Annotated in this window: 9 protein-coding genes; all 9 read right to left on the minus strand. The window is 35.1% G+C overall.

The window, feature by feature from the left end; all coding sequences use genetic code 11:
* Positions 1 to 110: 110 nt before the first annotated feature.
* A complete protein-coding gene (locus ASN18_RS09415) occupies positions 111 to 2,150 on the minus strand; it encodes a tetratricopeptide repeat protein (protein WP_085052496.1) in 2,040 nt (679 codons plus the stop codon).
* On the minus strand, positions 2,147 to 3,298 hold the full coding sequence (locus tag ASN18_RS09420; RefSeq protein WP_085052497.1) for a glycosyltransferase family 4 protein: 1,152 nt from the start codon (positions 3,296 to 3,298) through the stop codon (positions 2,147 to 2,149). The genes ASN18_RS09415 and ASN18_RS09420 overlap by 4 nt, the downstream gene beginning before the upstream one ends.
* Positions 3,299 to 3,322: 24 nt before the next feature.
* Positions 3,323 to 4,678 carry an exopolysaccharide biosynthesis polyprenyl glycosylphosphotransferase gene (locus ASN18_RS09425; protein ID WP_085052498.1) on the minus strand — a complete coding sequence of 452 codons (1,356 nt, stop codon included), beginning with the start codon at positions 4,676 to 4,678 and terminating at the stop codon, positions 3,323 to 3,325.
* 137 nt (positions 4,679 to 4,815) lie between these two features.
* The gene (locus ASN18_RS09430; RefSeq protein WP_157072919.1) at positions 4,816 to 5,883 is read right to left on the minus strand and encodes a hypothetical protein; all 1,068 of its coding nucleotides are present in this window, start codon (positions 5,881 to 5,883) and stop codon (positions 4,816 to 4,818) included.
* Positions 5,884 to 6,228: 345 nt separating this feature from the next.
* Positions 6,229 to 7,125 (minus strand): class I SAM-dependent methyltransferase, encoded by an 897-nt coding sequence (locus tag ASN18_RS09435; protein WP_085052500.1) that lies wholly within the window; start codon positions 7,123 to 7,125, stop codon positions 6,229 to 6,231.
* Positions 7,106 to 7,285, minus strand: coding sequence for a hypothetical protein (locus ASN18_RS09440; RefSeq protein WP_085052501.1), 180 nt, complete (start codon positions 7,283 to 7,285; stop codon positions 7,106 to 7,108). Before ASN18_RS09440 ends, ASN18_RS09435 begins: the two co-directional genes overlap by 20 nt.
* On the minus strand, positions 7,263 to 8,558 hold the full coding sequence (locus ASN18_RS09445; protein ID WP_236861642.1) for a glycosyltransferase: 1,296 nt from the start codon (positions 8,556 to 8,558) through the stop codon (positions 7,263 to 7,265). Before ASN18_RS09445 ends, ASN18_RS09440 begins: the two co-directional genes overlap by 23 nt.
* An 86-nt stretch (positions 8,559 to 8,644) precedes the next feature.
* Complete coding sequence (gene asnB / locus ASN18_RS09450) at positions 8,645 to 10,570, minus strand: asparagine synthase (glutamine-hydrolyzing) (protein WP_085052503.1); 1,926 nt, start codon at positions 10,568 to 10,570, stop codon at positions 8,645 to 8,647.
* 6 nt (positions 10,571 to 10,576) lie between these two features.
* Positions 10,577 to 12,820, minus strand: a complete 2,244-nt coding sequence (locus tag ASN18_RS09455) for an SGNH/GDSL hydrolase family protein (RefSeq protein WP_085052504.1) — start codon at positions 12,818 to 12,820, stop codon at positions 10,577 to 10,579.
* Between the last annotated feature and the right edge of the window lie 556 nt (positions 12,821 to 13,376).

A 13,376-nucleotide genomic window follows, 5' to 3' on the forward strand; every position in this document is an offset into this window, starting at 1 on the left:
TCCTCTTATTTTACTCTTTTTGGGTGTCCACTTTTTCCAGCTTATCTCAGGCTATTCTCTGCATAATTATAGTGTATATCAACTATTGCAATAAAGTAAAGTTGCTGTCCCTATTTTGTTTGAATCAACCTTACTTGCTTCAGTAATTGCAGCGCCACACGATCGCTTTGATTTATTGATATTGCCTTGATTAAGTAAGACTCTGCTAGTGTATACTGCTCCATAATCATATATATGGTAGCGATACGATTGTACGATTCTACGTGGTTTTTATTTAACTTAATATGCTTCAAATATTCATCAATCGCTTTTTCATGCATCGCTTTTTCTTCGAATAATTCACCTAAGATAAAATGTACCTGCCGATCGGTAGGATTATTCACACTTACAAATATGAATTCTCTAATTGCATTATCGATATCTTTCACTTTTATAAAATAATTGCCAAGATTAATATGAGTTTTAATATAATTATTATCATGTTTAAGGGCATTCATGAATTGCTCTAAAGCCATATCATATTTTTTCAATTCTATGTATAAGATGCCTAATTCGTTGTATGAATCGATTAATATCTTACCAGTACTTAACGCAATAGATCTCTTAAAACAGCTAATAGACTCGTAATATGCAGCTTTCATCCTGTATGAAATACCCAAGTAATAGTAAATCTGTTGTTTAGTCTGAAACAATAACCTATTAGTCATGGATAATTCGATTGTTTTGTTAAATTCATCAACAGCTTTATCGTAGTCTCCTCTGTTTAAACTACATAATGCAAGCTGATAATGTGCATTTGGATTATCAGGATTCTTATTAACATTATCAGTCCAAAGAGATATATCATCATGCCATACACTATTTCTTTTATAGCTTGCCACAGATGCTATTATTATCATTATAACTAATAATACTAATGCGTACTTTGCATATTTCTCACCTGCCTTTTCGACTATTGTAGTAATACCAGATATGGCAAATAAGACAAAACCAATTGAAGGAAAATACAACCTGTGTTCGACTAGTAAATCATTCGATGGGATAATAGATGAGTGTAACGTTAAGAAAAGGAAAAACCAAATAATACCGACTGAGGCCAGCCTGTAAAGATGCATACCTTTCTTATATGATAGGTAGTAAGCATATATTCCAAGTAACATAATTGATAATATAAGCATAAATGATGATAATACGTGTATATCATAAAAACTCTTATAGAAAGGATGATTATAGATAAACATCTGATTTATAGGTAGAATCAACAGTCTTATATAAGTAATGATAACTCTGAACTGAGTAAAAAGATAATATATCGGCGACGTAGTATTTATTGTTACGCTTCCTATGGACGTTTTGCTACTTACTATCCCTAATTCTCCAAGGGTACCGGGGAAAAACAAATAAATAGCTATTGGTACAAATAATGCGAGGACTATTAATATTAATATATTGACAGTTGATTTTATTAAGGTTCCTTTGTAAAACGATATATGTACAATAATTATCAGAAAAGGCAATAATACAGCAAGTTCCTTTGATTTTAAAGCGAGAAATGCCGATATAATGGAAATTATATAGTAGGTTGTCTTTTTTAACCTTGTCTCAGATGATAGCATTTTAATATATGTTATAAGAGAACACAACATAAAAAATGCAACTAATAAATTAAACCTCTGTATTATATATGTAACGGATTGTGTTTGAATAGGATGAGCTGCAAATAAGATTGCAATGAGGAATGCACTTAACTGTGATGTAATAGTACTCGTTTTGGGTTTATAGTCCTGAAAATATGGAGATTTATATATCAATAATATGAGAAAGTAAACAATAATTGAATTAGCAATATGAATACCTATATTAACAATGTGGTATCCTGTAACATTTAATCCATTAATGTGATAATTTATACATAAACTAATAAGCCCTATCCCTCTGCTTCCTAAAAGAAATTGCATGGATTTGATGTAATACCAGAAACAGAAGTCCTTCAACGAAGGATTGCTATAAATATTAATCACATCATCATAAACAAATGGCACAGAGAGAGTATTTGAGTAGATTAAAACAACCGTAATAGCTATAATAATTATATATATAATGTTATTGACGTTTTCATGACGAGTAAATTTCTGGTAATTATGCTTCATTTATAAAGTTCCTTGTACACCTTTAGAATCTCACTGATAATAATGTCGCTCGAAAACTCACTTACAGTCTTTTGCCTGCTGGCAGCCCCCATACTTTCCCTGAGAGATCGATTGTCAATCAGCAGTTCAAGGGCTGATACAAGCGACTTGGTATCTTTTGGAAGGATTTTTATGCCTGTTACCATATGGTCAACAGTGTGGCTGCAGCCAGGTGTCTCAGTGGTAATTATGGGTTTTCCCATTGACATAGCTTCAAGAATGGTCTGAGAAGTGCCTTCGCGATAACTTGGAAGGACAAAAATGTGGGATAGCGACAGTATTTCCCTGACGTCAAAACGCTCGCCGAGAAATATGATGGATTTATTTTTTGATGTCTCATTTATAAAATCCTCAGTTACGTATGACGGGTTTTCTCTGTCCACACCACCGACTACGAGAAATAAAAGGCCATCTCTTTGCCTTGACAGTTCATTTGCAGCCTCAACAAACTCTCTTATTCCCTTATGGTACAAAAGACGTGCAATTATCATGATAACAATCGATTCATCAGTAATAGAATATTGCAACTTAAGTTCATTACTTACTGTTATATTAACATTTTCGGCTGAGAAATAGTTCACATCGACCCCTGCACCTCTTACTACGACAACTTTCTCAAGAGGCATAATATTTTCAAATGCTTTTCGCTCCTCATAATTTGAAAGCACAATCCTGTCAATTATCTTAGATGATATTCTATAAAACACTGAAAGCATATATCGTAATCCTATTGTCTTTAGATTATTTTCGGTATATATGTAACCTAGTCCTTCGATATGGTTAACTACAATTCCAACTCTACATAATTTTGCCGCTATAGTGCCGTATATATTAGGTTTATGTGAAAAAGTATGAACTACATCAAACCGCTCTTTCATAAAAATTCGTAATAGCTCCATAAATGTTGCTATCTCCGTCAGAGGATTCAGAGATCCCCTCACTATATTATAAGAAATCATCTGAATTTTTTCATCTTTAAGCTTATCTGTGAAAGAATCCTCAGGCACTACGGCATATACATCATGCCCCTCGGCGGCAAGTGCCTTTATCCACTTTCGTTTGAATAGATAAATATTTGCGGCTGATGTAGCAACAAAAGCAATTTTCATTTCTTTAACAGATTTGCAGACAAGCTATCGCGCACCTCTGCCAATAATTACTACCTTTAATGTTTCTATAATAATATATAAGTCTAATGTAAAACTCATGTTTTTAATATAATATAAATCATACTGTAGCTTGGTCATAGACTCTTCCTTAGATGCGGCGTATTTGTATTTTATCTGTGACCAGCCTGTAATGCCAGGTTTTACACAATGCCTCAGTGAATAATATGAATTTGCTTTTTCAAAGACCTTGACAAATTCAGGCACTTCTGGCCTTGGCCCGATCAAGCTCATTTCACCTTTCAATACGTTCCACAACTGTGGAATTTCATCTATCCTGTATCTTCTGATAATCTTACCAATATAAGTTATCCTGTCATCGTCAATATCAGTCCAACTAGGTGGGGTTGCTCCTGCGTTTACTCTCATTGACCTGAACTTAAAAATAGAAAAAATCTTCTCATTTAACCCGATGCGTTTCTGAACAAAAAGAATTGGCCAAAATGAGTCAACAATAATAGCCACTGCTATTATCAAGACCAAAGGACTTAATGTCAATAAAAATAACCCAGATAATGATTTATCAATTAGTGGCTTAACCTTGTATTTATATATATCATTCCTCATCCTACCGAAGGTGTATTCACTCGAAACAAGCGTAAAATCTGTGGATATTATGGCTTTTCCAGTTAAGTGTTCATATACATCGTTGAAATCATAAACCTGCACTCCAATGCTCATTAATTTATAAACTATCTTAAGTATTTGGGGGACGTTATATGTTTTAGAAGAAACTATCATAATCTTAATGTTCTTTCCCTTAATTGCCTCGTTAAATATCAACATAAACCTGTCAGAGTCTTTGTCTAAAAGTTCTACATTAACATCACCTATAACATTGAAGTAGTATCTGTGAGTTAGTATCTCGATTAATTCATCCTTCAACGGTCCGCTTGCGACTATTAGTAGATTGGTTACATTAGGAATTATATTATATAAGCGTATAGACAATAATCTCCATAAAACTGAAAATAATAGTATAAGAACACAGTTTAATATGTATACCTTTCTATGCCAAAATGGTATGCTAAAAAAAGCAATAACTGTAATAATATCTGATACCACATTAGCTAATATGATATTATTGATAATATTAGTAAGAGTATTATGTTTCGTTACGTTGTTAATATCATAAATATAAGCACAGATTGAGTAGCTCAGTACTACAATAAGTATTACTAGTATTGATAGTGGCGTTACATTAAATCTATGGTTATAAACAAGAGAGGAAATTACTATGCTAGATATAACAAGCGCAATATCAATCGTTATGAACACAAATCTGATTAAATATCTTCTATATTTTAACTGATGCAGATGCATTCGTTGTATCCTCTGAATAATTATGAGATATGCACTTAGTATTATACTCTTTTTGGGTGTTCAGCTTACCTCAGTATGAATATACGTGCCTTAATGATAATTAAAACGCTTAACATTCCTGGTCTGAGTCTAAGAGCTCAGTTTTGTTTTGTGGACTCGCTCAGAATCTTTTCTATATTGGTTTGACCTTCAAAGAAACCATTTCTATAAATCTGATTGAACCCAGTTCCTAAAATATCCTGCGGCGAGCGATTAAGATTTTTCAGAATTAATGATGATAAACCCTGCTTATCATCATTTCCTATAGGGACGAGATTGTTGTCAATGAGATATTTGGAAACTACGTTCGCCGCTATAAAGTGCCCTAAAGGGTTCCAGTGCCCATCACACCTAGATGCAAAGTATGGAACTTTCAAATCATTTTGTTTCTTATAGGAAATAAAATCATTAGTCAATGAAAAGATCGTAATATTATCTTTAATTGCTATTTCCGTTAGTTTCTTTTCTGGATAACGTATTTCAGAGTATGGATATTCGGCATTTATGATGACAATAAGCCTTCCACCGTTATCAGATATTTCCTGATTTAGTTTTAGTAGCGCATCTTCAGTTATTTTCCAGGCATCAAGCCACTGTTGTTTGACCGGCGGATCATAAATATAGTTATCAATTGATATCCCGTCATCTTTCTTAGCAACGATGCTTTTTGAAATAGACGCTACTGCATCTAATAGGTCCATTACCATTGCTGAAAGAATTGGAAAGTTATATTTTATATAACCACGAAGAGTTTTGTATATGTGTTTAAGTCTATTGTATTTACCATTTATATTCGCGCCTAAATCAGACTTAGCCGAATTTGGAATCAGATGAAAATATTTTGTATTTATTATCTCTACATTAGTCTCATAGATTACAGCATCTTTTTCAACATATGCGCATGGCAATTGCATTTTATTCTTATTCACAGCTATGCTTAGTTCACAACTGTTATCTCTAAAATCATTGCCTATAAGAAAAAACAAAAGGACAATATTCGGTTTAATCGATTTTAAATATTTACGATATCTAAATAACTCAGCGACTGTACCATTGCCAGAGACACCTGTATTTAATATTTCGATTTTCGATTTTGAATGTTTGTTCAATAATGTTCTCATTATAGCGGCTGTATAATCGCCATCCAATACCTGAAATGCTTCCATAAAGGAATCTCCCAATATTGCAATTTTATACGGGGCATTAATATCCCACTCCGCATCTCTGAAGCCATGAGAGTTTATATGCATCGGCGTTATACGATAGCAGTCTTTACGCCACGTATAGGTCGAGTTTGGCCTAAAAATATTCAAGTGCAAGTCATCCGACTCATAGAATGCGTGTGACTTCCAATTGTTGTACTTATTAGATATTACATTTACCATGATAGTACCAGCTGAAATTGTAACGATTAATGGTATCAACACTAATAAAATACGAAAAATAAAATATTTAATTCTGCTCTCTTTTCTTAGTTTATTGTCTGACATCGCATTCGCAGCTCATTTTTTTTATTTCTTCCCTCTGACAGCCGTTTTAAAACTAAATGTTTGTATGTTTCCTAACCCGCATTCCTCAAACCAGGCAACCACTTCATCCGGACTATGAATTCCATGGTATTTGGGACTATAGCAGTCAAATGTGTCGAGAATATCATTGTCTACTCCTATACCTGAATTGCTAAACGGGAAAAAAGCTGTCAAAAACCTAAATATCCTGTAGTGTTCAGTCGCAAAAGGTACAAATATCTGACACCACCTGTAAAACCATTTTGTTGGTATCTTATTTGTGAATGGAATCCATGCAGCTCTTCTTCGGTAACTACCCTCTGAGGGATAAACCCAAATGCATATCTCACCGCCTTTTTTCAGCAGGGGAATAAGTTTTTGAAAGTATGCCCTTGTGTCAGGTGTATGATGAAGTACGCCAATAGAAATAATATAATCGAAAGTCTCATGCGCAAAAGGAGGTCTGTCGATATCCGCCTGAGCAATAATGATATTTTCCCTGCTGCCAAGATTGCGATAGGCAGCCTCGACAGAATAACTGAGATCAATGCCGACAACATTAGCTCCCCATTTTATTACTATATCCGAAAAACGCCCTGCCCCTACGCCTGCGTCAAGAACAAGTTTTCCCTGTATATCTTCTGGTGAAAGACCGGTTTTTTGTCTAAAAAACTGCTCCGAATAGTTTTCCCCTGTCAGCGAATCTATCTGTGTTGTATCATGTAAATTCCACTCAAAACTAAAACTGCCGACATACATATCGCTGCTGACAAAACGTGGTATGTTATTTTTAATAGGCCATCTCTTGCCGGAGACACTGACAAAGGCGTCAGCCTCCTCTCTCAACATTTCGCCAGTATCCGGACACCTGAAAATGTTCTTAAAAATATCTGTCAGCATTTTTTCCCTTCATCCTCATAAACTGTTTATAAATCTGTTCTTTAATGTGAAGTTTGCCTGTAACAAGTAGAAACAACCCGACAAGTATTAGGTACATGCTTATCAGAATAAATATGAAAATATCCATAAATGCCAGCTTAGACTGTATTGTAGTTCTCATAATAAATTTCCCTCTTTTGTGGATACGATTTATATATATTGAGAAAACCGTCGGTCATTTTTTCAATTGAAAATTTGTTCTTTATCAGTTGATGTCCTTGTTCTCCTAATCTATCTGCATATATTTTGTCACCCAGTATCTTTATGATGCTATTTGCCATGTTTTCAATATCACCGGTATCGTGAAGTTCACCTGTGCCTTTATTCTTCACAATCTCAGGAATACCCCCTGCCCTCGTTGCCACAACTGGTATGCCCAAATACTGTGCCTCCATAAGACAATTCGGCGACCCCTCATTTTCAGAGGTTAACAGTACTACATTACATGCCCTCATAACATTAAAAACATCTGACCGTCTACCCAATAGTAACACCGTATCCTGTAAGCCAAGCTTGGCAATACAGTTTTTTATCTGGTCTTCCATCGGGCCTGTCCCTACAATAACCGCCTTAATATTTGAATATTGCTGCTTACAAATCTTGACAACCCGGACAAAATCAATTGGACGTTTCTCGGAGCTTAACCTGAAAACACCTCCAATCAGAAGGTCTGTGTCAGAAATACTAATAGAATCTCTTAGTCTCATGCCGTCTTCATCCTCTGTTGAGCTGAAATGCTCAGGAACAACTGCATTGTACACAACCGCAATATCTGAGGATGGAATATTAAGCCACCGTGCATAATCTGCCGCGCCTATCACTGAATTATTGCTTTGAACTATCCTTTTACTTTTAATAAGGATGTCATACCATGCCTTGAACCACGGCATATTCATCCATGCAAAATGCGTTGGATTTACATTGCGACCACCGAGGACAATTTTTGGGACTGAGGCGATAAAACCAGCCAGTCCTCCATTAATGTTACTGTAATCCAGCCAGCAGTGAAGCACATCTGGCGGGTTGAGAGATAGCTCCTTTACCAAATCATAAACACATTTTGATTTAATATAACAGGGTATCCTTCGAATTGCAGCTGCAGTTAACAACGACTTATTATATCCGATAATGGCTTTATCCTTAATTTGTTGTAACTGTCTGATAAAAATGCCATTATCATTTAAATACGGAAGATAGTGTCCATTGTTGCCTGTAAGTATATTAACTATCACCCTTACCTTATGTCCCAGTTCGGCCAACCTTACAGCAAGATTGCAGAGCTGTCTCTCTGAGCCTCCAGGTCCTAATTGACCTATATAGAGAACTATGTTTAACACTTGTTTGTCTGTAAAATCAGGCGGCTTATATACACTGTTATCTCGGTCTATTGCCATTAAAACACATTTTCTGGTGTAATCGCTGCTGAGAGTGTAAACAGCGCGTCTGATTGCTGGTTTGGCCTTTTCCGGAACAAAGGATTTTAATATTCGGAGCATTGTATAGCTGACGGCGCTGTCAGTGTTTTATCAATAAACATTAAAAACCATAGTTCCAGCATAAGCAGATTCCAGATAAGATAATGGTGATCTTCCCCATTAATGTGGCGTTTAAGCATATGCTCTATGTATTGCCGTTTAAAGAGCCCTCTCTCTGCAGCCCTTTTGCTCAACAGCACATCACAAACCATATCTTTTAGTTCGTTTCTAAGCCAATGGTCAATTGGAACGCCAAAACCCATTTTTTTTCGATAAATAACCTCTTTAGGTAAATATGGTTGTGCAGCGAGCTTCAAAATATATTTACCATCAATACCGTCTTTTAGTTTTAGGTTAGAGGGTATTTTGGCTGCAAATTCGATAAATTTATAGTCGAGAAAAGGCGCCCTAACCTCAAGTGAATTGGCCATAGCCGCAATATCTACTTTAACCATCAAGGTATCAGGAAGATATAGGGCAAAGTCAAGGTCAAGTGTTGCATCAAGAAAATCACGAGCATCTGAGTGCCGATAATGGTCAAGCATTATATCTACAGAAAATATCCCTGCTGTCTTTTTCTTCATTTCGTCCGTAAAAAGACGCTGTTTGTACAGTTCATGAAAATGTGTTATGCGGTAGTAGTAAAGAAGTTTTTGCTGGTTTAGGTAAGACAATCTCTGGAAGTCCTTTACTGCCCCAGAGCCGATAAAAAATGGCCACACGAATTTTCGGGATATAAATCTCTTTAAAAAAGAAGAGAATCCCCTTTTCTGGGAATAGTGTGTATTGTTTGTATATCTCAAATAGCCGGCAAAGTTTTCATCTCCACCATCGCCGCTAAGAATAACCTTAACATGCTCCCTGGCCAATTTTGAGACATAATATGTTGGAATGGCCGATGGGTCAGCAAATGGCTCGTTATAATGCCACACAAGTGTCGGTAAGAGACTTATTATCTCTGGTTTTACTACAAACTCGTGATGTCGAGTTTCGTATCTCTTTGCAATCATTTGTGCGTACATAGTCTCGTCATACTCCTTGTCGGAAAATCCTATTGAAAATGTATTTATTTGTTGATTTGACAATCCTGCCATGAGCGCCGTTATTAGAGATGAGTCAATCCCCCCCGATAAAAAAGCACCGACAGGTACATCGCCCATCAGACGCATTCTCACAGACTCACTCAGACGCTGCAGCAACTCATCTCTGACGTTGTCAATGTCTCTGTCATTTTTTACAGAGATTTTATCTCCATATGAAAGTTTCCAATAGCGCTGCGGTTTTCCTATCCCGTCTTTGAGCAGCAGATAATGTGCCGGCGGCAACTTTAACATTCCATCAAAGACACAATAAGGAGATGGGACGGACTGGTAACTTAAATAATGGTGAATCGCCTCAATATTAGGTTGACAGATTACGTCAGGACACTGCAAAATGGACTTTATTTCGGAAGCAAAAACTATTTTATCCTTCGAAAGCATATAAAACAACGGCTTCTTACCTAAGCGATCCTTGGCTAAGAATAACTCTTTCGAATTATCGTCCCACAGCGCTAACGCAAACATGCCATTAAGGCGCTCCAGACATTTAACCCCTTCCTCCTCCCACAGATGAATAACGACCTCGGTATCAGAATTAGAGCGAAAGATATGGCCTCGTTGTATAAGATATTGCTTTAGCTCTATAAAATTATATATTTCCCCGTTAAAAGTCAGAACTACAGTGCCATCTTCGTTGAGCATTGGCTGGTCGGCATTATGGCTCAGGTCAACAATAGAAAGCCTGGTCTGTCCAAACCCGACATTCCCTTTAAACCACACTCCACTGTGGTCTGGCCCCCTGTGCCTAAGAACAGAACCCATACGGCGGAGGACTTCAGGTTCCACCATAGATGTTTTTGAGAAATTTACAATCCCAAATATGCCGCACATACTGTTTTATAACTGAGCCTTTAGATATGAAAATATAGTATCAGCTATATATTCATTACCTCTATATGAAAAGTGCGCGTTATCAAAAAAGTAACCTGTTTCAACGTACTTATTATAATCTAAAGAAGAATATTTTCTCTGGAAGTCCTGATGTATATCAAGGCAGCCTATTATGCCCTTAGTGTTTAACTCTCTACAGACTTTACTATAAACATTGGACTCATATAAATAAGTGTTATAATATGAATAATTTTTACTATCGGGATTTATCCTAATCATATAAGAGTTAATAGGCATCGTTATCGCATAAACATCACTGTGCTGGCCAAATATATTTGCTATACTTGTTACTAAATACCAAATAGCAGTATACGTACCTGAATAAAGATCATAATATTTATTTAAAGCTACACTATCTATATTGTGTGCTCGACTACTCTCATCTATTTTTATTCTTTCATCGTATTTATTAGAACATTCTAATGCAGATAAATATGTCTGTTTTAATGCGTAATAGTTAGACACAGTAGGATAGGTCTTATATTTTAATAATGCGTCAAGAGATGCGTTACAATTGTTATAACCGTTAAATATAGCGCAAGTATCAAGACAATTAATTGCCCATGAAGAATGAAAAGGGGTAATCGATAAAATAATATAATCCGGCTTTAGAGACTTTATTGAAGGCTCATAAATAAAATCTTGTTGTATTGAAGCAAACAATGGATTATATCTGAATAATCGCAACAGAGTATCGTTAAACATTTTATCGGTATCGTAAGAAATCAGGTCACCTTCCAATCTATAACCGCCCATTCCATAGTTAATCACTTCGTATTTACCTGGATATATTGTTTCTAACTTGCTTTGCAATATAATTGAAACCGTCCTGTTAAAAGCCCCGTACCCCTGGATACTTGACCCGCCAACTAACATTATCCTTTTTCTTTTACCTTCATTAGGGTATAAACGTTCAGAGAAGCCTCCACCTCTCGATACGGATACTCCCTGAAAACGATTATCACCTAACGCCAGCCCAGTTACATCTCTAAAAAGTGCCGTACCGTTTCTGTTTAGCAGAGAGACTTCAAAATACTCAGGATTATCGTCATAGGGATAGACAACAGTTATATATTCCCACTTTCTGCCTCCATTATGAAAAGCTGAAACGCCAATATTCTCTGTATTCGACTTTAACATTAACATAGTGCTGAGTTCAGTGTCAGACCACACCCATGCAGATAGGGAATAATAAATATTTTTTTCGTTATTTCTCCAGTCAGTGTCAATATGCCATGTATTTGTGAACAATGTATAGTCGCCATTTACTACGACAGACTCTAGTGAAGTTGGTGAATCAATATATTTTGGTAAGGCATTGATTAAAGAATTATTTTTATGGGGCTGTGATATTATCATTAGCATATTTGACTGATTGTCTATGATACGCCGATATTCCGTACCCTTTTGTATATCTTCAACCTTCCAGCAAGATTCTATATTGCCACAATCGTTTTGAACGCTCTTAATGTCTGAGTTATATCTGATACTCTTAATTATGTGCTTATTATTTATAGCATCATTACGCTCCGAATTAATATTATATTTCATTTTGCTTTCAATTTCAAGCCTTATTGCATCGATGTATTCAGCTTGTTCGGCAACCTGCTTCTTTATAGAGTTAACTTGCAAATCAAGAGGGCTTATTAATTTATTCACAATGAAAAATACTATGTGTACTGAGCATATAAATAAAACTACCACTATAAGATATTTTGTAGAATTATATAATTCTTTAATAAATATATGAATATTGCAGGGATAACTCATGAAATAAGAGTTAACAATGTAATATATAAAAATAAATAATATTGTGTTCGTAAGTAAGACAATAACAAAACGTTTTGAATAGATATTTATTCCAAAAAAGATGGTCACTAAGTATACAACTAATATAACACCAACTGATATCGCTGTCACTAAATAATTGTTTATATCAGTGCGTGCATAGTTCCTCTTAAAATAAAGAAGTATGATAAATATCATATTCATAACAAATATAAATATAAAGCATATTTTTAACAGACTGTATGAAGTTGCGTGTGAATCAATTTCTGTAAATCCATTGATATTTAAAGTTGATATAACCGAATATCCTGTTAATTTTAATATCATATGTGTTGCCGCATAACTTAATAATGCAGATACAGTGATGTTGATTATTGTAATAAAATAGTTTTTATTATGCATAAAACACCATCAGAAGTTAAAGTATAGAAACTCAGAGGCCATATTTTTTTCAATCATAATAATTACTGAAGTAAGCAGTAAACAGATAGATATCAGCACTAGTTTAAAAGACGGGGATTTAATATTTGATATCTCCATTGAGTTTTTACTAAAAAAACAGACATTCAGAAATAAAAACACTGCACCATATTGCAAAATTTCAGAGCGAAAGGATTCAAGTCCTATACCTGTAAGGCCTGACATACCTTTTAAGACTTTTATGGCGCTTTCATAAGATTTAGCCCTAAAAAAAACTAAACATATATTAACATAATTAATTGTCAAAATAGTTGCCATGATTATATTCATTTTATATTTCTTTTTTTTCCAAATATGATTAAGAACTAAACCGGTAGACATAAGAAGATAGAACGATATGTATAGCAGGCTTGCACCATGCCATAACCCGGCGATTAACATAGCTATATATTAATCAGTGCATAAGTAAGTGGACATAACTATGCTGCATATTGTAATTTGCGATGCATAAAAAAACTGCGAATTATGTGTGGCAATT

The sequence above is a fragment of the Candidatus Magnetominusculus xianensis genome (assembly GCA_001541255.1).
Classification (GTDB): Bacteria; Nitrospirota; Thermodesulfovibrionia; order Thermodesulfovibrionales; family Magnetobacteriaceae; genus Magnetominusculus; species Magnetominusculus xianensis.